This window comes from Janibacter sp. CX7 (assembly GCF_024362365.1).
GTDB lineage: Bacteria > Actinomycetota > Actinomycetes > Actinomycetales > Dermatophilaceae > Janibacter.
In genome coordinates, this window is the sequence record NZ_CP101464.1 from 1,723,107 (window position 1) to 1,743,834 (window position 20,728).

General features: G+C 69.8%; 16 protein-coding genes. 9 read left to right on the plus strand and 7 right to left on the minus strand.

Annotated features, from left to right (window positions below; all coding sequences use genetic code 11):
• Positions 1-89 precede the first annotated feature (89 nt).
• The 4 genes from NMQ01_RS08465 to NMQ01_RS08480 are packed head-to-tail and all read left to right on the plus strand — an operon-like array spanning position 90 to position 4,304.
• On the plus strand, positions 90-1,049 hold the full coding sequence (locus tag NMQ01_RS08465; RefSeq protein ID WP_255183510.1) for a branched-chain amino acid ABC transporter permease: 960 nt from the start codon (positions 90-92) through the stop codon (positions 1,047-1,049).
• Positions 1,046-2,713: a branched-chain amino acid ABC transporter permease gene (locus tag NMQ01_RS08470; RefSeq protein WP_255183511.1), complete on the plus strand. Its 1,668-nt coding sequence runs from the start codon at positions 1,046-1,048 to the stop codon at positions 2,711-2,713. Before NMQ01_RS08465 ends, NMQ01_RS08470 begins: the two co-directional genes overlap by 4 nt.
• Positions 2,710-3,594 carry an ABC transporter ATP-binding protein gene (locus NMQ01_RS08475; protein WP_255183512.1) on the plus strand — a complete coding sequence of 295 codons (885 nt, stop codon included), beginning with the start codon at positions 2,710-2,712 and terminating at the stop codon, positions 3,592-3,594. Before NMQ01_RS08470 ends, NMQ01_RS08475 begins: the two co-directional genes overlap by 4 nt.
• The gene (locus NMQ01_RS08480) at positions 3,591-4,304 is read left to right on the plus strand and encodes an ABC transporter ATP-binding protein (protein WP_303707491.1); all 714 of its coding nucleotides are present in this window, start codon (positions 3,591-3,593) and stop codon (positions 4,302-4,304) included. The genes NMQ01_RS08475 and NMQ01_RS08480 overlap by 4 nt, the downstream gene beginning before the upstream one ends.
• Before the next feature lie 281 nt (positions 4,305-4,585).
• Here the strand turns inward: NMQ01_RS08480 and uvrA are convergent, their stop codons facing one another.
• Positions 4,586-7,672 (minus strand): excinuclease ABC subunit UvrA, encoded by a 3,087-nt coding sequence (uvrA, locus tag NMQ01_RS08485; RefSeq protein WP_255183513.1) that lies wholly within the window; start codon positions 7,670-7,672, stop codon positions 4,586-4,588.
• A gap of 79 nt (positions 7,673-7,751) precedes the next feature.
• Here uvrA and NMQ01_RS08490 point away from each other — a divergent pair, with 79 nt between their 5' ends.
• On the plus strand, positions 7,752-9,569 hold the full coding sequence (locus NMQ01_RS08490; RefSeq protein WP_255183514.1) for a glycoside hydrolase family 15 protein: 1,818 nt from the start codon (positions 7,752-7,754) through the stop codon (positions 9,567-9,569).
• The gene (locus NMQ01_RS08495) at positions 9,566-10,243 is read left to right on the plus strand and encodes an MBL fold metallo-hydrolase (RefSeq protein ID WP_255183515.1); all 678 of its coding nucleotides are present in this window, start codon (positions 9,566-9,568) and stop codon (positions 10,241-10,243) included. Before NMQ01_RS08490 ends, NMQ01_RS08495 begins: the two co-directional genes overlap by 4 nt.
• Positions 10,244-10,246: 3 nt before the next feature.
• On the opposite strand, the gene NMQ01_RS08500 is transcribed toward NMQ01_RS08495, so the two are convergent.
• The gene (locus NMQ01_RS08500) at positions 10,247-10,864 is read right to left on the minus strand and encodes a LysE family translocator (RefSeq protein WP_255183516.1); all 618 of its coding nucleotides are present in this window, start codon (positions 10,862-10,864) and stop codon (positions 10,247-10,249) included.
• Positions 10,865-10,887: 23 nt separating this feature from the next.
• Between NMQ01_RS08500 and NMQ01_RS08505 the strand changes: the two genes are divergently transcribed.
• Positions 10,888-11,778, plus strand: coding sequence for a DMT family transporter (locus tag NMQ01_RS08505; RefSeq protein WP_255183517.1), 891 nt, complete (start codon positions 10,888-10,890; stop codon positions 11,776-11,778).
• 58 nt (positions 11,779-11,836) lie between these two features.
• Here the strand turns inward: NMQ01_RS08505 and NMQ01_RS08510 are convergent, their stop codons facing one another.
• The 4 genes from NMQ01_RS08510 to coaE all read right to left on the minus strand — a co-directional run bounded on the left by NMQ01_RS08510 (position 11,837) and on the right by coaE (position 16,759).
• Positions 11,837-12,826, minus strand: coding sequence for a TerC family protein (locus NMQ01_RS08510; protein WP_255186346.1), 990 nt, complete (start codon positions 12,824-12,826; stop codon positions 11,837-11,839).
• A 244-nt stretch (positions 12,827-13,070) separates the two neighbouring features.
• Positions 13,071-15,164: an excinuclease ABC subunit UvrB gene (gene uvrB / locus NMQ01_RS08515; RefSeq protein WP_255183518.1), complete on the minus strand. Its 2,094-nt coding sequence runs from the start codon at positions 15,162-15,164 to the stop codon at positions 13,071-13,073.
• Positions 15,165-15,197: 33 nt separating this feature from the next.
• A complete protein-coding gene (locus NMQ01_RS08520; protein ID WP_255183519.1) occupies positions 15,198-15,551 on the minus strand; it encodes a hypothetical protein in 354 nt (117 codons plus the stop codon).
• Complete coding sequence (gene coaE, locus NMQ01_RS08525; RefSeq protein WP_255183520.1) at positions 15,551-16,759, minus strand: dephospho-CoA kinase; 1,209 nt, start codon at positions 16,757-16,759, stop codon at positions 15,551-15,553. Before coaE ends, NMQ01_RS08520 begins: the two co-directional genes overlap by 1 nt.
• Positions 16,760-16,817: 58 nt before the next feature.
• Here coaE and NMQ01_RS08530 point away from each other — a divergent pair, with 58 nt between their 5' ends.
• Positions 16,818-18,110: a hemolysin family protein gene (locus NMQ01_RS08530; protein ID WP_255183521.1), complete on the plus strand. Its 1,293-nt coding sequence runs from the start codon at positions 16,818-16,820 to the stop codon at positions 18,108-18,110.
• Positions 18,111-18,178: 68 nt separating this feature from the next.
• On the opposite strand, the gene rpsA is transcribed toward NMQ01_RS08530, so the two are convergent.
• Complete coding sequence (gene rpsA, locus NMQ01_RS08535; protein ID WP_255183522.1) at positions 18,179-19,666, minus strand: 30S ribosomal protein S1; 1,488 nt, start codon at positions 19,664-19,666, stop codon at positions 18,179-18,181.
• Positions 19,667-19,816: 150 nt separating this feature from the next.
• Between rpsA and NMQ01_RS08540 the strand changes: the two genes are divergently transcribed.
• Entirely contained in the window at positions 19,817-20,668 is an 852-nt protein-coding gene (locus NMQ01_RS08540; protein WP_255183523.1) for a class I SAM-dependent methyltransferase, read from the plus strand.
• Positions 20,669-20,728 lie beyond the last annotated feature (60 nt).

A 20,728-nucleotide genomic window follows, 5' to 3' on the forward strand; every position in this document is an offset into this window, starting at 1 on the left:
CCCCTGCCCAGCTCCCCTTCGTCATCTGTCGACCACCCCCTCGACACACGTGGTGGCCGCACGACCTGTGGTCACGCCCAGGAGGACACGTGGAACAAGTCGCCCAGCAGATCGTCAACGGTCTGACCATCGGGTCCCTGTATGCCCTGATCGCCGTCGGGTACACCGTCGTCTACGGCATCATCCAGCTCATCAACTTCGCGCACGGCGAGATCTTCATGATCGGCGCCTTCGGTGCGCTGTCCACGTCCCTGATCCTCTTCCCGGGTCAGACGGCACTGTGGACGCTCCCCCTCATCCTGGCCGGCGCCATCGCGGCGTCGGTCATCGTCGCCGTCGTCATGGAGCGGGTCGCCTACCGCCCCCTGCGCAGTGCCCCGCGCCTGGCCCCGCTCATCACGGCCATCGGCATCTCGGTCTTCCTGCAGGAGCTCGTGCGCGTCGGCTACAACGACCCGACGCTCTTCGTCTCCGACGTCAACCCCTTCGGCTTCCCCTCGGCGAAGCAGAAGGTCGTCTTCCCGCAGGTGGACGGCATCTCGGGTGAGGCCTTCGAGCTCGGCGGCGTGACGCTGCAGCGCCCGGCGCTCTTCACGATCGCCTGCCTGGCGATCTGCGCCGTCGGCCTGTGGTTCTACATCAACCGCACCCGCACCGGGCGCGCGATGCAGGCTGTCTCGCAGGACCCCGACACCGCCCGGCTCATGGGCATCAACGTCGACCGGATGATCGTCACGGCCTTCGCCGTCGGTGCCGCGCTCGCCGCGATCGCCGGTGTCGCCTACGGCCTGCAGACGACGAACATCAACTTCAAGATGGGCTTCATCTACGGACTCAAGGCCTTCACCGCCGCCGTCCTCGGCGGCATCGGCAACATCCAGGGCGCGGTCGTCGGTGGCCTCGTCCTCGGTGTCCTCGAAGCCATCGCCATCCAGTACCTCCCCGGCGGCTCGCCGTGGAAGGACATCTGGGCCTTCTCCATCCTCATCCTCGTCCTCGTCTTCCGACCGCAGGGCATCATGGGCGCAAAGGTGGTGGACCGCGCATGACCACGCTGTCCCGCAATCCCCGTCTCGGCGGCATCCTCGCCGTCGTCGGTTCCGTCCTGCTCCTGCTCTCCGGCCTGCTGTCGTGGAGCTACGAGCCCATCCTCGGCGACATCTCCGTCCGCTTCTGGCCGGTCACGCTGCAGGTCTACGCGATGGTCATCGGTGCCGTCGCGCTCCTCCTGGCGCTGGTCGCCAGCGGACCGCTCGGTCGCTGGGCCGAGCACATCGACCCGGCCCGTGGGCTGCGCACCATCGGCGTGACGGGCGTGCTCTTCGCGCTCGCCTCGCTCATCGCGGTGACGCTCGAGGCCGGCGGCCTGATCAACGCCAACGAAGGTGTCTGGATCGCCCTCGTGGGAGCCGTGCTCGTCACGGTCGGCGGCTACCTGCGCCCGGAGACCAAGGTGCTCGACCCGAGCACCATCGCCCTGCCGGCATGGGTCGAGATCATCACGATCGCGCTCCTGCTCGGGGTGGCGCTCTTCACGGCGCAGTACGCGCTCAAGCAGGAGGAGCCCTGGGTCCTCGTGCTGCTCGTCGGCATGCTCATCGGCGTCACGCTGACGATCACCCGATCCAACCTGGCCGCCTGGCTCGGCGGGGTGACGACGCGCCACCGTCGGGTCTTCACCTTGGCGACCTTCGTCGTGGCGCTGGCCTTCCCCTTCACGCAGGGCGGCTCGGAGGCCAACCTGACGATCGCCGGCAACGTGCTGATCTTCGCGGCGACCGCCCTCGGCCTCAACATCGTCGTCGGTCTCGCCGGTCTCCTCGACCTCGGCTACATCGCCTTCCTCGGAGCCGGCGCGTACGTCGGTGCCTCGATGTCCATGTCGGCCTTCGCCACGATCGGCTGGAAGCCCCCCTTCCTCGTCGTCATGGTCATCGGTGGGGTCGTCTCGAGCATCCTCGGCCTGATCATCGGCTCGCCGACGCTGCGCGTCTCCGGTGACTACCTGGCCATCGTGACGCTCGCCTTCGGCGAGATCTTCCGACTGGCGATGTTCAACCTCGACGGCACGTCCGGCCCCAACATCACGCGGGGGTCCAACGGCATCAACGCCATCCCGGACCTGAACCTCTTCGGGTTCAACTTCGGGGAGACGCACACCCTCCTGGGCATCGAGATCCCGCGAGCGGGCAACTACTACTTCGTGCTCATCGCGCTCATCGTCTTCGTCATCGTGGTCTTCACCCACCTCAACAACTCGCGCATCGGTCGCGGCTGGGTCGCCATCCGCGAGGACGAGCGGGCTGCCGAGGCCATGGGTGTCAACGTCTTCGGCCTCAAGCTGCTCGCCTTCGCCGGCGGCGCCTCGCTGGCCGGCATGGCCGGCACGGTCAAGGCACACATGGACCAGGCCGTCTCCCCCGACAGCTACATCTTCCTCGAGTCGGCCTTCCTCCTCGCGGCGGTCGTGCTCGGCGGCATGGGCACGGTCGGCGGCGTCCTCATCGGTGCGGCACTGCTGAAGTTCCTGCCGGAGAAGCTGCGCTTCCTCGACGACTACCGCCTGCTGATGTTCGGCCTCGTGCTCGTCGTCATGATGCGCGTGCGTCCCGAGGGTCTGGTCGCGAGCAAGCGTCGTCAGCTGGAATTCCACGACGACGACGAGGACCTGGCCGAGACAGTGGCCATCGACGAGCTGGAGGCAGCAAAGTGAGCACCGCGACCGTCACCCCCAGCACCCCGGGGTCGAAGGGGGCGCCGACCACCATCCTCGACGCCCGCAACGTCACCATGCGCTTCGGTGGTCTCGTGGCCGTCAACGACGTGTCGATGGAGGTGCGTGAGGGCGAGATCGTCGGCCTCATCGGCCCCAACGGCGCCGGCAAGACGACCTTCTTCAACTGCCTCACCGGCATGTACAAGCCCACCGAGGGCCGGGTCTCGCTCTTCGACACCGAGATCCCGCCGAAGCCCCGGGCGGTGGTGCGGGCCGGCATGGCCCGCACCTTCCAGAACATCCGGCTCTTCGGCAACATGACCGCGCTCGAGAACGTCATGGTCGGCCGCTTCTGCCGCACCTCCTCCGGTGCCTTCACCTCGATCATCCGGGGACCGAAGTTCCGCCGTGAGGAGCAGGAGACGACCGAGAAGGCGCACGAGCTGCTCAAGTACGTCGGGCTGGGGCAGAGCGCGCACCTGCTGGCGCGCAACATGCCCTACGGCGACCAGCGACGCCTGGAGATCGCGCGAGCCCTCGCGACGGACCCCAAGGTGCTGCTGCTCGACGAGCCGACGGCCGGCATGAACCCGCGCGAGACCGAGCAGGCCATGGAGCTGATCTTCAAGATCCGCGACTCCGGCCTCGCGGTCGTCGTCATCGAGCACGACATGCGGTTCATCTTCAACCTCTGCGACCGCGTCCTCTGCCTCGTGCGGGGCGAGGTCCTCGTCCAGGGCACACCCGGTGAGGTGCAGTCCGACCCGCGGGTCATCGAGGCCTACATCGGTGGCGCGGAGGACGAGGACGAAGAGGTCGCCCCGCTCGAGGTCGAGACGGCCTTCAGCGCGGCCGAGGACGAGAAGGAGGACCGATGAGCGCCATGCTCGAGGTCAAGGACCTGGAGGTCTCCTACGGCAAGATCATCGCCGTCAAGGGCATCTCCTTCAGTGTCGACGAGGGTGAGGTCGTCACGCTCATCGGCACCAACGGCGCCGGCAAGACGACCACCCTGCGCACCATCTCGGGCCTGCTGCGCCCCAGTGGTGGTGAGATCCGCTTCCGCGGGGAGCGCATCGACGGCACCGCGGCACACCAGATCGTCGGGATGGGCCTGGCCCACTCCCCCGAGGGTCGGCGGATCTTCCCGCGGATGACCGTCGAGGAGAACCTGCTGCTCGGCGCCTTCGGGCGACGTGACAAGGAGGTCCCGAAGGACCTGCAGGCGGCCTACGAGCTCTTCCCGATCCTCGGGGAGCGCAGCAAGCAGCCGGCGGGCACCTTCTCGGGTGGTGAGCAGCAGATGCTCGCCATGGGCCGGGCGATGCTCTCCCGGCCGAAGCTGCTCATGCTCGACGAGCCCTCGATGGGTCTGTCGCCGATCATGATGAAGCGGATCATGGCCACGGTGAAGACGCTGCAGTCGCAGGGCACGACGATCCTGCTCGTCGAGCAGAATGCCCGTGCCGCGCTCAAGCTCGCCTCGAAGGGCTATGTCCTCGAGGTCGGCAAGATCGTCACCGAGGGCACCGGTCAGGAGCTGCTCACCTCCGACGAGGTGCGCAAGGCGTATCTCGGCGAGGACTAGCTCGTCCCACCCCCTTTCTCGCCGCTCCGTGGTCAGGGCGGCGAGGAGGGGGTCGGCGCCCGCCGAAGTCCCTACGTTTCCCTACGGCCGCGGGTTGACGTCCCGGACTTCGGCTTGATGTGCGCCGACCCCCTCCTCACCTTCTCGCGTTGGCTCAGCAGCCCCGGGCCTCGCCTTCCCTGCTCAGCCGGCCAGCCCACCTGGCGCGGCGGGCCGTGGTGCGCCAGAACTCCGCAGGACCTGGGGTCCTGCGGAGTTCTGGCGCGGGGAGGGGGCCTGACTCAGCCGGCCTTCTTCGCGCGGCGGGCGGCTGCGGTCGCCTTGCTGGAGACCGTCGCCTTCGTGGCGGCGGTCTTCTTCGACGCCGTCTTCTTGGTCGCTGCGGTCTTCTTCGCTGCGCTCTTCTTCTTGGCCGTGGCCCTCTTCGCAGGGGCGGGCGCGTCCTCGCGGACGAGCTCGCCGACCACGGCCTGCGTGGCGCTCTTGGCGAGGATCGGAGCGAGGAACTGGCCGGTGAAGGACTCGGGTACGGCGGCCACCTGCTCCGGGGTGCCGGTCGCGACGACGGTGCCGCCGCCGGACCCCCCTTCGGGTCCCATGTCGACGAGCCAGTCGGCGCACTTGATGACGTCGAGGTTGTGCTCGATGACCAGGACGGTGTTGCCCTTGTCGACCAGGCCCTGCAGGACGAGGAGCAGCTTGCGGATGTCCTCGAAGTGCAGGCCCGTCGTCGGCTCGTCGAGCACGTAGATCGTGCGGCCGTTCGAGCGCTTCTGCAGCTCGGCCGCGAGCTTGACGCGCTGCGCCTCGCCGCCGGAGAGCGTCGTCGCCGGCTGGCCGAGCCGCACGTAGCCCAGGCCGACGGCGTTGAGCGTCTTCATGTGCCGGGCGATCGCCGGGACCGCCGCGAAGAAGTCCTCGGCCTCCTCGATCGGCATGTCGAGCACCTCGGCGATGTTCTTGCCCTTGAAGTGCACCTCGAGGGTCTCGCGGTTGTAGCGGGCGCCGTGGCAGACCTCGCACGGGACGTAGACGTCCGGCAGGAAGTTCATCTCGATCTTCAGGGTGCCGTCGCCGGAGCAGGCGTCGCAGCGACCGCCCTTGACGTTGAAGGAGAAGCGACCGGGCTGGTAGCCGCGGACCTTCGCCTCGCTCGTCGCGGCGAAGAGCTTGCGGATGTGGTCGAAGACGCCCGTGTAGGTCGCGGGGTTGGACCGCGGCGTGCGCCCGATCGGGCTCTGGTCGACGTGGACGACCTTGTCGAGGTTGTCCAGACCGGTCACCGTCTTGTGCCGGCCGGGGACCCGACGCGCGCCGTTGAGCTTGTTGGCCAGCACGTTGTAGAGGATGTCGTTGACGAGGGTCGACTTGCCGGACCCGGACACCCCGGTGACGGCGACGAAGTTGCCGAGCGGGAAGGTGACGTCGACGCCCGAGAGGTTGTGCTCCCGGGCACCGCGCACGGTCACCTCGCGGCCCGGCTCCTGCGGGCGACGCACCTGCGGCACCGGGATCTCGAGCTCTCCGCTCAGGTAGCGCCCGGTCACCGATCGCTCGCTCGTCAGCAGCTCGGCGAGCGGGCCCGAGTGGACGACGTGCCCGCCGTGCTCACCGGCGCCCGGGCCGATGTCGACGACCCAGTCGGAGGCGGCGATCGTGTCCTCGTCGTGCTCGACGACGATGAGGGTGTTGCCCAGGTCGCGCAGGCGGGTGAGCGTCTCGATCAGGCGGTGGTTGTCCCGCTGGTGCAGCCCGATGCTCGGCTCGTCGAGGACGTAGAGGACGCCGACGAGACCGGACCCGATCTGGGTCGCGAGACGGATGCGCTGGGCCTCACCGCCGGAGAGGGTCCCGGCCGCCCGCGAGAGCGAGAGGTACTCCAGCCCCACGTCGAGGAGGAAGCCCAGTCGGGCGTTGATCTCCTTGATCACCTGCTCGGCGATCGCCCGCTCCCGCTCGGTGAAGTCGACGGTGTCGAGGAAGCCGGCCGCCTCCCCGATCGACAGGGCCGAGACGTCGGCGATGCTGCGTCCGCCGACGAGGACGGCGAGGGACTCGGGCTTGAGGCGGGTGCCGCGGCAGGTCGGGCACGGGATCTCCCGCATGTAGCCCTCGTACTTCTCCCGGCTCCAGTCCGACTCGGTCTCCGTGTGCCGACGCTTGATGAAGGGGATGACCCCCTCGAAGCCCGTGCTGTAGGAGCGCTCGCGGCCGAAGCGGTTGCGGTAGCGCACGTGCACCTTGTGGTTGTTGCCCTCGAGCAGGGCCGTGCGGGCCCGGCTCGGCAGCGCCCGCCACGGGGTCTCCATGTCGAAGCCCAGGTCGTCGCCGAGCGCGGCCATCGTCCGCTGGAAGTACTGCGCCGACTGCGTCCCCTGCGCCCACGGGGCGATCGCCCCCTCGGCGAGCGTCAGGTCCTCGTCGGGGACGATGAGCTCGGGGTCGACCTCGAGTTCGGTGCCCAGGCCGGTGCAGGCCGGGCAGGCGCCGAAGGGCGAGTTGAAGGAGAAGGACCGCGGCTCGATCTCGTCGATGTTGAGCGCGTGGTCGTTGGGGCAGGCCATGTTCTCGGAGAAGCGACGCTCGCGCTGCGGGTCGTCCTCGTCGCGGTCGACGAACTCGACGATGAGCACACCACCGGCCAGACCCAGTGCCGTCTCGACCGAGTCGGTGAGGCGCTGCTTCGCCGCGCGGTCTCCCTCCCCCTTCGCCACGAGCCGGTCGACGACGACGTCGATCGTGTGCTTGACCTGCTTCTCGAGGGTCGGCGGCTCGGCGAGCGAGATGACCTCGCCGTCGACGCGGGCGCGGCTGTAGCCCTTGGTCCGCAGCTCGGCGAAGAGGTCGACGAACTCACCCTTGCGCGAGCGCACGACGGGCGCCAGGACCTGGAAGCGGGTGCGCTCGGGCAGCTCGAGGAGCCGGTCGACGATCTGCTGCGGGCTCTGCCGGGTGATCGGCTCGCCGCAGACCGGGCAGTGCGGCCGCCCGACGCGCGCGAAGAGCAGGCGCAGGTAGTCGTGGACCTCGGTGATCGTGCCGACCGTCGAGCGGGGGTTGCGGTTGGTCGACTTCTGGTCGATCGAGACCGCGGGCGACAGGCCCTCGATGAAGTCGACGTCCGGCTTGTCCATCTGGCCGAGGAACTGGCGCGCGTAGGCCGAGAGCGACTCGACGTAGCGGCGCTGCCCCTCGGCGAAGATCGTGTCGAAGGCCAGCGACGACTTGCCCGAGCCCGACAGGCCGGTGAAGACCACGAGCGAGTCTCGGGGGATGTCGACGTGGATGTCCTTGAGGTTGTGCTCACGGGCCCCCTGGACGACGATCCGGTCGTGCAGGCGGGAGCCGGCGGCCTTGGCAACAGTCACGCACCCCACTCTAGGTCGCACCCCCGACAACGCCGTCAGGCCTCCGAGTGGTGGGGCCGCCGACCACTAGCCTGTCGGGATGAGCACCCCGATCGAGGACTACGCCGCCATCGGTGACACCGAGACCGCAGCCCTGGTGTCGAAGGGGGGTTCCGTCGACTGGCTCTGCCTGCCGCGCTTCGACTCCTCGTCGTGCTTCACCGCGCTGCTCGGCACCCCCGAGCACGGCCGGTGGCTCATTGGCCCGGTCGCCGAGGCGACGACGACCCGCGCCTACCGCGGCGACTCCTTCATCCTCGAGACCATCCACCGGACCGCCACGGGGGCGGTCAAGGTGACCGACCTCATGCCGCTCGGGGACGGTCGCGCCGACCTCGTGCGGGTCGTCGAGGGGCTCGAGGGCGAGGTCGAGATGGAGCACGAGTGGGTGGTGCGCCTGGGCTACGGCCGCATCCGCCCCTGGGTCGCGCACTCCCCCGGCCACGAGCTCGACGACGAGGTCATCACGGCCATCGCCGGCAACGACATGCTCGTGCTGCGCGGCTCCCGCCTGCCGCGGCCCGACGGCGACCACCACCGCGACCGCTGGACCGTGCGTGCCGGCGAGCACTACAACTTCTCGACGACGTGGTTCGCCTCCTACAAGGCGATCCCGCCGCCGCTCGACATCAGCTCGCGCATCGAGGCCACCCACGAGCGCTCCTCGCAGTGGGCCGCCCGGTGCACCTACGAGGGCCCCTACCGGTCCGAGGTCGTCCGGTCGCTGCTCACCCTTCGCCTCCTGACCGACACCCGACGTGGCGGCATCGTCGCGGCCGCGACCACCTCCCTGCCCGAGGACTTCGGCGGGGTGCGCAACTGGGACTACCGCTACTGCTGGCTGCGCGATGCCTCGCTCACGCTCGAGGCACTGCTCAAGTCGGGTTACGTCGGCACGACGAAGCTGTGGCGCGACTGGCTGGTGCGCGCCATCGCCGGCGACCCCGAGGACATGCAGATCATGTACGCCGTCGACGGCGGCCGCGAGCTGCCCGAGCGCGAGCTCGACCACCTGCCCGGCTACGCCGACAGCCGCCCCGTGCGCATCGGCAACGGCGCCGTCGACCAGAAGCAGACCGACGTCCTCGGCGAGGTGATGATCGCCCTCGAGGACGCCCGGGCCCAGGGGCTGCAGGAGTCACCGCAGTCGTGGGCCGTGCAGCGCTCGCTCGTCAACAACCTCGCCGAGCACTGGGACCAGGCCGACAACGGCCTGTGGGAGATCCGTGGTCCGCTGCGCCACTTCACCCACTCCCGGGTCATGGTCTGGGCCGCCCTCGACCGCGCCATCCGGGCGGTGGAGGTCCACGGCTACGAGGGCGAGGTCGAGCTCTGGCGCGACCTGCGTGAGCGGGTTCGCGCCGACGTCCTCGAGCGCGGCTGGAACGACGCCAAGCAGACCTTCACCCAGCACTACGACACCGACGAGGTCGACGCCTCGCTCCTGCTCATCCCCATGGTGGGCTTCCTCCCGCCCGACGACCCGCGGGTCCTCGGCACCGTCGCCGCGGTCGAGCACGACCTCATGCGCGACGGGTTCCTCCTGCGCTACCGCACGGAGAGCGGTGTCGACGGGCTCGCCGGCGACGAGCACCCCTTCCTCGCCTGCTCGTGGTGGCTCGTCAGCGCCTATGCCCTCACCGGACAGCTCGACAAGGGCCACGCGCTGATGCAGCGCCTGTGCGGCCTGCTCAACGACGTGGGCCTCGTCGCCGAGGAGTACGACGTCGAGGGCGACCGCCAAGCCGGCAACTTCCCGCAGGCTTTCAGCCACCTGACCCTCATCGGCGCTGCCTATGCCCTGCGCGACGCCGAGGCCGCCGCGGCCGCCACCCCCGACGAAGGAGACCCCGCATGAGCACCCCCACCGACGCCTACGACCCGGACGTCCAGCCGGGCGGCCCGTGGTCGACCCGCGAGCTGGCCCACCTGACGATCCGCAAGATGGCCGTCTCGCAGATGCACAACAACGTCTACCTCCTCACCTGCCGCACCACCGGCGAGCAGCTGCTCGTCGACGCCGCGGACGAAGGGGAGCGCATTCGTGAGCTCGTCGCCGCCGGTGGGTCGGGCCTCGCCCAGCTGGTGACGACGCACCAGCACTGGGACCACGTGCGTGCCCTCGAGGAGACCGCTCAGACCTTCTCCCCCACGACCCAGGCGGGCGAGGACGACGCCGACGCCCTGCCGCTCGCGCCCGACGTGCGACTGCAGCACGGCGACACCGTGCGCTTCGGCGAGATCACCCTCGACGTCGTCCACCTGCGCGGGCACACCCCGGGCTCGGTGGCGCTGGCCTACGACGACCCGCAGGGGCACACGCACCTCTTCACCGGGGACAGCCTCTTCCCCGGCGGTGTGGGCAACACCAAGATGGAGGGGCAGAGCTTCGACGCGCTCTTCGCCGACGTCACCCAGCGGGTCTTCGACGTCTACGACGACGACACCTGGGTCTACCCCGGCCACGGCTCCGACACCACCCTCGGCGCCGAGCGCCCGCACCTCGACGAGTGGCGCGAGCGCGGCTGGTGACGGTCAGTGGGTCGTGGCGACCTTGGCGCTGAAGCCGATCATCGCCGCGCCCATGCCCCCTTCGATCCGTCGACGCACGCGCGGGGCGGACACGAAGGACCGGGCCCGGTCGGCGAGCAGCACGACCGTCGACAGGTAGAGCGACCCGAGGGCCACGAGGCTCAGGGCGTAGAGGGCAAGGACGGGCAGACCCGCGCCGTCGCCGACGAACTGCGGCAGCACCGCGAGGTTGAAGGCCAGCACCTTGGGGTTGGTGATGTTGCACAGGAAGCCCTGGGCGAAGAGCCGACCCCGACCGCGCGACTCCGGCTCCCGGGCGGCCTCCGCCGAGAAGTCACCCCGCCAGGCCGTCCACAGCGCGTGGCCCCCAAGCCACAGCAAATAGGCCGCACCCACCCACTTGACCGTGAGGAAGAGCGGCTCGCTGGCGACGATGATCGCGCCCAGCCCGCCGGCTGCGAGCAACCCCTGCACGGCCCCCGCCGTGCTCACGCCGGCCATGGTCAGCAGGCCGGCGCCACGCCCCCGCACGAGGGCGGCACGCAGGGTGAGTGCGGTGTCCGGACCCGGGGCGATCGTGATGACCAGGACCAGGGCGAGGAAGGACAGATAGGTCGCCATGGGGCGAAGACTAGGGTGACGCCGTGAGTCGTGTCGATGCCGTCCCAGCCCCGCTCCTCGTGCTCGCCGCGGTGGTGTCGGTCCAGTTCGGTGGCGCCCTCGCCGCGACCCTCGTCCCGCAGATCGGCGCCGCCGGATCCGTCGTCCTGCGCCTGCTCATCGCGACCGCGCTGCTCCTGCTCTTCGCCCGACCGAGATGGCGCGGTCACCGCCCCCGGGACTGGGCCACCGTCGGCTGCTTCGGGCTCGCGCTCGGCCTGATGAACTTCGCCTTCTACGCCTCACTCGGGCACCTGCCGATCGGCGTCGCGGTCACCATCGAGTTCATCGGACCGCTGACTCTCGCGGCCGTGCTCTCCCGTCGACCCCGCGACCTCCTTGCCGTCGCCGCGGCGGGCGTCGGGGTCGTGCTCATCTCGCAGGCCCTGAGCCTCCCCTTCGCCGACCTCGAGCGCACCGGCATCGTGCTGGCGCTCCTTGCGGGTGCCTGCTGGGCCGCCTACATCGTCTTCTCCGGTCGCACTGGCGCGGCCTTCCCCCAGCTGGAGGGACTGGCCCTGGCCATGGTCGTGGCGACCGCCGTCGTCCTGCCCTTCGGCATCTGGGACGTGAGCGTCCACGGCACCTCGGCCTGGGACGGCACCGTCCTGCTCAAGGGCCTCGGCATCGCCGTCCTCAGCTCGGTGCTGCCCTACTCGCTCGAGCTCGTGGCCCTGCGGCGCCTGGCACCGGCGGTCTTCGGCATCCTGCTCAGCCTCGAGCCGGCGGTCGCCGCCCTCGCCGGGCTCCTCGTCCTGGGCCAGCGCCTGTCGCCCGTCCAGCTCGGCGGGATGGCCCTCGTCGTTCTCGCGAGCGTCCTCGTCCTCGGGCTGGGTGCGCGCCGCACCGGCCCCTCCCCCGAGATCCCGGTCTGACAACAGGACGAAGGGGGGTGGTCACCGTGCGGTGACCACCCCCCTTCGCACCTGCGGATCAGTGACCCGAGTCGATGCCCTCCTTGGCGTCCTTGTTGGACTTCCAGAGGCTGGCGACGGTCGTGACACCGAGGATGACGACGATCGCGCCGAGGGAGAAGACGGTCGAGATCTCCGGGACGGAGACGTGCTCACCGCCGTTGATGAAGGGCAGGTTGTTCTCGTGGAGGGCGTGCAGGATGAGCTTGACGCCGATGAAGGCGAGCAGCACCGACAGGCCCAGGCTCATGTAGACCAGCTTCTTCAGCAGGCCACCGATGAGGAAGTAGAGCTGCCGCAGGCCCATGAGGGCGAAGAGGTTGGCCGTCAGGACGATGTAGGGCTCCTTGGTCAGGCCGTAGATCGCCGGGATGGAGTCGAGCGCGAAGAGCAGGTCGGTCATGCCGAGGGCGATGACGACGATGAAGATCGGGGTGGCGACGCGCTTGCCGTTCTCCTTCGTGAAGAGGCGCGAGGACCACTCGGTCGTGCTCGGCACGGTGCGCTGGAACCACTTGATGATCGCATTGGGCTCCCAGTCCTCCTCCTCGTCATGACTCTCCGTCGCCAGGTTGTAGGCGGTGTAGATGAGGAAGAGGCCGAAGATGTAGAAGACCCAGGCGAACTGGTTGATGGCCGCGGCGCCGACGAAGATGAAGATCGTCCGCAGCACGATGGCGATGATGATGCCCCACAGCAGCGCGGTCTGCTGGAAGCGGCCCGGCACTCCGAACTTCGCCATGATGATGATGAAGATGAAGAGGTTGTCGATCGAGAGCGAGTACTCGGTCAACCACCCGGCGAAGAACTCCGTCCCGCGGTCACCGCCCTCGAGGAACCACAGGGCGATGCCGAAGAGGACCGCGGCCGCGACGTAGATCCCGAGGACGACCGAGACCTCCTTGGTGGAGGGCACGTGGGGCCGGCGGGCGACCATGATGACGTCGAAGGTGAGGACGACGGCGGCGACGGCGAGCGTGAGCAGCCACGCCCACGTCGGCACGTCCATCGTGCCGCCGCTCATGATCGCGGGTTGGAGGGTGGAGATGGTGGTCAAGGCGAACCTTCCGGACAGGGGTCAGTCGTCCGGAGGTCTCTCCCACCCTGGTGGGCCGGTGCCCCGGGCCGGAGACCGGCCGTGTTGACGAGACACCGCTCGGGGATACTCCCCTCCGCTGGCTTCTCGAAGTCTCTCACGTCACACGCCCCGGTGCGGGGACGCGTCGGCGACCGGACCGCCTCGGGGTCCCCAATCAGCGGGTGGCGGCGGTCATCTGCCTCAGCTCCTTCTTGAGGTCCCCGATCTCGTCGCGCAGGCGCGCCGCGAGCTCGAAGTGCAGGTCCGTCGCCGCCTGGTGCATCTGGTCGGTGAGCTCCTGGATGAGCCGGGCCAGCTCGCCCGCCGGGAGGTCCCGATCACGCCGGGCGGTCGACTCGTCGGGTGCCGCGGCGAGCTTGCCGCCCTTGCCCCGGCTCTGGCTGCGGCCCGAGCCGAGCAGCGCGTCGGTGTCGGCGTCCTCGCGCTGGAGCATGTCGGTGATGTCGGCGATCTTCTTGCGCAGGGGCTGCGGGTCGACCCCGTGCTCGCGGTTGTAGGCGATCTGCTTGTCGCGTCGACGCTGGGTCTCGTCGAGCGCCTCCTGCATCGACGGGGTGATCTTGTCGGCGTACATGTGCACCTGGCCGGAGACATTGCGCGCCGCGCGACCGATCGTCTGGATGAGCGACCGGGCGCTGCGCAGGAAGCCCTCCTTGTCGGCGTCGAGGATGCTCACGAGCGAGACCTCGGGCAGGTCGAGACCCTCGCGCAGGAGGTTGATGCCGACGAGGACGTCGAACTCGCCGAGCCGCAGCTCGCGCAGCAGCTCGACGCGCCGCAGGGTGTCGATGTCGGAGTGCAGATAGCGCACCCGCACGCCCTTGTCGAGCAGGTAGTCGGTAAGGTCCTCCGCCATCTTCTTCGTCAGGGTCGTCACGAGAACCCGCTCGTCGCGCTCCGCACGGGCGCGGATCTCGTGGAGCAGGTCGTCGATCTGGCCCTTGGTCGGCTTGAGGACCACCTCGGGGTCGACGAGACCCGTCGGGCGGATCACCTGCTCGACGTGCCCGTCGGACTTGGCCATCTCGTAGTCGCCCGGCGTCGCCGAGAGGTAGACCGTCTGCCCGATGCGCTCGAGGAACTCCTCCCAGGTGAGCGGACGGTTGTCCATCGCGCTGGGGAGCCGGAAGCCGTGCTCGACGAGGGTGCGCTTGCGCGAGGCGTCGCCCTCGTACATCGCGCCGATCTGGGGCACCGTCTGGTGCGACTCGTCGATGACGAGCAGGAAGTCCTCGGGGAAGTAGTCGAGCAGGCAGTTGGGTGCCGAGCCGGGCGAGCGCCCGTCGATGTGCATCGAGTAGTTCTCGATCCCCGCGCAGCTGCCGACCTGACGCATCATCTCGATGTCATAGGTCGTGCGCATGCGCAGGCGCTGCGCCTCGAGCATCTTGCCCTGGCGCTCGAGGGTGGCCAGCTGCTCCTCGAGCTCGCGCTCGATGCCGGAGATCGCCCGCTCCATGCGCTCGGGCCCGGCGACGTAGTGCGTGGCGGGGAAGACGTGGACGGTCTGCTCCTCGCGCACGACCTCGCCGGTCAGCGGGTGCAGCGTGTGGATCGCCTCGATCTCGTCGCCGAAGAACTCGATCCGCACGGCGAGCTCCTCGTAGACCGGGATGATCTCCACCGTGTCGCCGCGCACGCGGAAGGTGCCGCGGGTGAAGGCGAGGTCGTTGCGCGTGTACTGCATGGTGACGAACTGCCGCAGCAGCTCGTCGCGGTCGATCTCGTCGCCGACGCGCAGGTTGACCATCCGGTCGACGTACTCCTGCGGGGTGCCCAGGCCGTAGATGCACGAGACCGAGGCGACGACGACCACGTCGCGCCGGGTGAGCAGGCTGTTGGTCGCGCTGTGCCGCAGCCGCTCGACCTCCTCGTTGATCGAGCTGTCCTTCTCGATGTAGGTGTCGGTCTGCGGGACGTAGGCCTCGGGCTGGAAGTAGTCGTAGTAGCTGACGAAGTACTCGACGGCGTTGTTGGGCAGCAGCTCGCGGAACTCGTTGGCCAGCTGGGCGGCCAGCGTCTTGTTGGGCGCCATGACGAGGGTCGGCCGCTGCACCTCCTCGATGAGCCAGGCCGTCGTCGCGGACTTGCCGGTGCCCGTGGCACCGAGCAGCACGATGTCCTGCTCCCCCGCGCGCACCCGCCGGGCGAGCTCGGCGATCGCCGTCGGCTGGTCACCGGCGGGCTCGTACTCGGAGATGACCTCGAAGGGAGCCACCGTGCGTTGCAGATCGGTCACCGGGCGCATGACGACAACGGTAGGCCACACCCCCGACAGCGGTCAGAAGTCGACGGGGTGCTCCGGCACGCCGTCCCTGGCATCACCGCTGCGGATCGTGCGCCAGTGACCGCCAGGACCGCGGCGCAGGGTCCAGGTCCCGAGGTGCGCCACGGGCGCCAGCGCGGCGACGAGCGCCCGCACGGCGTCCTCAGCCTCGTCGTCCTCCCGGGCGTCGTGGCTGCCGGTCACGAGGAAGCGCAGGTGGATCTGCGGCTGGCCCCGCACGAGCTCGACGGAGCGGTCCTCGACCCGGTGCCCCGCGGCGAGCAGCTCCTCCGCCCGCGGCAGCAGGTCCTCCGGCGCGTAACCCGGCACCACGCCGTGCACGTCGATCGCCACCCGGTACGAGGGCATCAGCGCCCCTCCGGGGTCCACCCGGTCTCGCGCGCCCAGACCTCGAGCCGCTCGTGGATCCCGTCGAACCACGGCTCCTTGGCCTCGGCGTAGTCCTCCATCGACAGCCGCCGCGCCTCGACCCCCCGCTTGACCGCGGCGTACTCCTCGCGCGCAGCCGGCTCGGTGCGCAGCCAGTCGCGGAAGAGCAGGGCCCACCGCCAGCCCGGAGAGCCCACCTCACGCACATGCAGGTGCACCGCGACGCCCGGGTCGCAGTTGCCGTGGAACCGCTTGGGCCACTCCTGCGGCTCCCGTCCGTCGACGCGCGGCGTGTCCGCCAAGTAGCCCGCGACCCGCGGGTACCCCGCCGCCGTGAGGGCCGCGACGAAGTCCGGCTCGTCGGCATCGGCCAGCGAGGAGACCCCTACCTGCAGGTCGAGGACGTCCTTGGCGACGAAGCCGGGCACCGCGGTGGAGCCGATGTGGTCGAGCGTCACGGCCCGCTCCCCGAGCGCGTGCCGGATCCTCGCCAGGTGGCGCCCGGCCTGCTCCGGCCACGTCGGGTCCGGATCGGAGAGGGTGATGACCGGCTCGCGCTCGCGTCGACGCCCGGCGGCGAGGTTGTCGGCGAAGGGAGTCACCCGCTCCTGCCAGAGCCGGTCGACCTGCGCCGCGAGCTCCTCGGGAGTGCCGTTGTTGTCCAGCAGCACGTCGGCGGCGGCGCGACGTTGCTCGTCGGTGGCCTGGGCGGCGATCCGCGAGCGGGCCTCCTCCGGCGGCATCCCCCGCAGCTCGACGAGGCGCTGCAGCCGGACCTCCTCGTCGGCGTCGACGACGAGGACGAGGTGGTACTCCCCCGCCATGGCCTTCTCGACGAGCAGGGGCATGTCGTGGACGCCGATGAGCGTTCCGGCCTCCTCGGCCTGCGCGAAGTACTCGGCCGTCCGCCGCCAGATCGCCGGATGGGTGATGTCCTCGAGCGCAGCGAGCGACGCCGGGTCACCGAAGACGACCCGCCCGAGGGCGGGACGGTCCAGGGCCCCGTCGGGCCCGAAGACCTGCTCCCCGAAGCGCTCCCGGATCTGCTCGAGTGCCGGCTCCCCCGGCTCGACGACCTCGCGCGCGATCTTGTCGGCGTCGACGACGACGGCCCCGAGCTCGGCAAGCCTCGCCGACACCGTCGACTTCCCCGACCCGATCCCGCCTGTCAGTCCGATGCGCAGCATGCGCCCGATCCTAGGCCGGGCCCGGCACGCACGTCGTCCTCCATCGTAGCCTCGGTGCGTGGACTCACAGACCCTGGTCAACCTCCTGCTCGTCCTGCTCTTCGTCCTCGTCGGGGGTGTCTTCGCCGCGACCGAGATGGCCATCGTCACCCTGCGCGAGGGGCAGGTGCGCGCCCTTGAGGCGGGCGGTGAGCGCGGGCGCCGGCTCGCCGATCTCGTGCGCAACCCCAACCAGTTCCTGTCCGCCGTGCAGATCGGTGTGACGGTCGCCGGCTTCTTCTCCTCGGCCTACGGCGGCTCCACCATCGCGCCCGATCTCGTCCCGGGACTGATCGCCATCGGCATCCCCGAGGGCGCCGCGGGGACGGTCGCGCTGGTGGCCATGACGCTGCTCATCGCCTATCTCTCACTCGTTCTGGGTGAGCTGGTCCCCAAACGACTGGCCATGCAGCGCAACCTCGCCTTCACCCGGGTCCTCGGCCCTCCCCTCGGCGTCTTCGCGATGCTCGTGCGACCGGTGATCTGGCTGCTGTCGGTCTCGACCAACGCCGTGATGCGCCTCGTGGGCGGTTCCACCTCGGCCGAGGAGGAGGAGATGACGCCCGAGGAGATCCGTGACCTCATCGAGGGTCACCAGGGGCTGCACCCGTACCCCCGGCGGATCCTCACCGACGTTTTCCGCGCGGGTGACCGGGCCTTGGCACGGGTCCTGCGTCCCCGGACCGACATCGAGTTTCTCGCCGGCGACCTGAGCGTCGAGGAGGCCACCGCACAGGTGGTGCACTCCTCCCATTCCCGCTTCCCCGTCACGGGCCGCGACGTCGACGACGTCACGGGCTTCGTCCACATCCGTGACCTCATGCGCGCTGACCCGGCCTCACGTGCGACGACGCAGGTCAGCGATCTGGCCCGGCCGATCCTTGCGCTCCCCGACAGCCTCGACGTCCTGCCTGCGCTGGCCAGGCTGCGCGGCGACAAGCAGTCCCTCGCCCTCGTGGTCGACGAGTACGGCGGCACCGCCGGCATGGTGACGATGGAGGACCTCGTCGAGGAGGTGGTCGGCGAGATCTACGACGAGTACGACACCGGCACCGACCCCGAGGACGCCACGCGCCACCGCGGGGAGGCCGTCGTCGTCGACGGTTCGCTCAACGTCGAGGAGCTGTCCGAGCTCCTCGGGACTGACCTCTCCGGCGAGGACGTCGACACCGCCGGTGGCCTGGTCATGGCTCGACTGGGCCGCGTGGCCAGGGTCGGTGACGTCGTCGAGGTCGCCGGCCACCACCTCGAGGTCATCGGGGTCGACGGTCGTCGCGTCGCGCGCCTACGGATGACACCCGCCGAGGACTGAGGCGTCGGCGCATGACGAAGGGGGGCGCCGCACCGGATGGTGCGACGCCCCCTTCGAGAAGCCTCGGGTCAGTTGCCCGTGAGCTTCTCGCGGAGCGCGGCCAGAGCCTCGTCGGAGGCCAGCGTGCCCTCGGTCGCCGGCGCGGACGAACCGGCGCTGGGGGCGGGGGTGCTGTCCGAGCTGTAGGACGTGGCGACGGACTCGCCAGCGCCCTCGGCGGCAGCGGCGTCGTCGGCCGCAGCCTTCTCGATCTGGGCGCGGTGCGCCTCCCAGCGGGCGTGCGCCTCGGCGTACTGCTTCTCCCAGGCCTCGCGCTGGGTGTCGTAACCCTCGAGCCACTCGTTGGTCTCCGGGTCGAAGCCCTCGGGGTACTTGTAGTTGCCCTGCTCGTCGTACTCGGCGGCCATGCCGTAGAGCGTCGGGTCGAACTCGGTGAGGTTGGCACCGTCCTCGTTGGCCTGCTTGAGGCTGAGGGAGATGCGACGACGCTCGAGGTCGATGTCGATGACCTTGACGAAGATCTCCTGGCCGACGTTGACGACCTGCTCCGGCAGCTCCACGTGGCGCTCGGCCAGCTCGGAGATGTGGACCAGACCCTCGATGCCGTCCTCGACGCGCACGAAGGCACCGAAGGGAACGAGCTTGGTGACCTTGCCCGGGACGACCTGACCGATCGCGTGGGTCCGGGCGAAGTGCTGCCACGGGTCCTCCTGCGTCGCCTTGAGCGACAGGGAGACACGCTCGCGGTCCATGTCGACGTCCAGGACCTCGACGGTGACCTCGTCGCCGACCTCGACGACCTCGGACGGGTGGTCGATGTGCTTCCAGGACAGCTCGGAGACGTGGACGAGACCGTCGACGCCACCCAGGTCCACGAAGGCACCGAAGTTGACGATCGAGGAGACGACGCCGGAGCGGACCTGCCCCTTCTGGAGCTCCTTGAGGAAGGTCGTGCGGACCTCGGACTGGGTCTGCTCGAGCCAGGCACGGCGCGACAGGACCACGTTGTTGCGGTTCTTGTCGAGCTCGATGATCTTGGCCTCGATCTCCTTGCCCACGTAGGGCTGGAGGTCGCGGACGCGGCGCATCTCCACGAGGGAGGCGGGGAGGAAGCCACGCAGGCCGATGTCGAGGATGAGGCCACCCTTGACGACCTCGATGACGGTGCCGGTGACGACGCCGTCCTCCTCCTTGATCTTCTCGATGGTGCCCCAGGCGCGCTCGTACTGCGCACGCTTCTTGGACAGGATGAGTCGGCCTTCCTTGTCCTCCTTCTGGAGGACGAGGGCCTCGACGCTGTCACCGACGGTGACGATCTCCGAGGGGTCGACGTCGTGCTTGATGCTCAGCTCGCGCGAGGGGATGACACCCTCGGTCTTGTAGCCGATGTCGAGGAGCACCTCGTCGCGGTCCACCTTGACGATGTGACCCTCGACGATGTCGCCGTCGTTGAAGTCCTTGATCGTGGCGTCGATCGCGGCGAGAAGATCTTCCTCAGAGCCGATGTCGTTGACGGCGATCTGAGGGGCGGTCGTGTCGACCGTGCTGGCAGTCATGTAGTAGGAACTCCGATTGTGGACAGTTGATCTCGTGTGGACCGGGTGCGGGAGCACCCGGGGCGCCCGGGTGGGCACACAAAGTGCTTCTTCATCCTAGTGCCTCCCTGCCGAAGGGAGCAAAAGCGCCCGTGGGCTAGCGTCGCGGCCATGGATGAGGGCATCGAAGAGGGCATCGAAGAGGGCCACCCGGCCGGGCCGGACGCCGTCCACCGGCGCGACAGCGCCCAGTCCGAGACCGTCGACGCCAACCGCGCCTGGTGGGACCGCGAGGCGGACGACTACCTCGCCGAGCACGGCGACTTCCTCGGCGACGCCGATCTCGTGTGGGGCCCCGAGGGCTGGTCGGAGGACGACCTGCACGTCCTCGGCCCACCGGGATCGCTCGCCGGGCGCACGGTCCTCGAGTTCGGCGGTGGGGGTGGCCAGGGCGCCCGGTGGTGCGCCGCCCACGGCGCCCGGGTCGTCTCGACCGACCTCTCCGGCGGCATGCTCGCCACGGCCGCCCGGCTCAGTGCCCGCTCCCCCGGCCCGGCACCGCTGCTCGCCCAGGCCGACGCGACCCGCCTGCCCTTCGCCGACGCCTCCTTCGACGTCGTCTTCTCGGCCTACGGCGCCACTCCCTTCGTCGCCGACTCCGCCGGTCTCATGGTCGAGCTGGCCCGCGTCCTGCGCCCGGGCGGCCGGCTGGCCTTCTCCACGTCGCACCCGATCCGCTGGGCCTTCCCCGACGTCCCCGGGCCGGAGGGGCTGACCGCGACGGGGTCCTACTTCGACGAGACGCCCTACGTGGAGTCGACGCAGGGACGCGCGAGCTATGTCGAGCACCACCGCACGACGGGCCACCGCATCGCCGAGATCGTCGACGCCGGTCTCGTCCTCGACGCCCTGCTCGAGCCGGAGTGGCCACCGGACAACACGCAGACCTGGGGCGGCTGGTCTCCGCTGCGCGGGGCGCACCTGCCCGGGACCGCGATCTTCGTCGCGCACCGGCCGGGTTGACCGGGACGACGAACGAGGCCGGCCACCACCCGCTCGGGTGGTGGCCGGCCTCGTCACGGG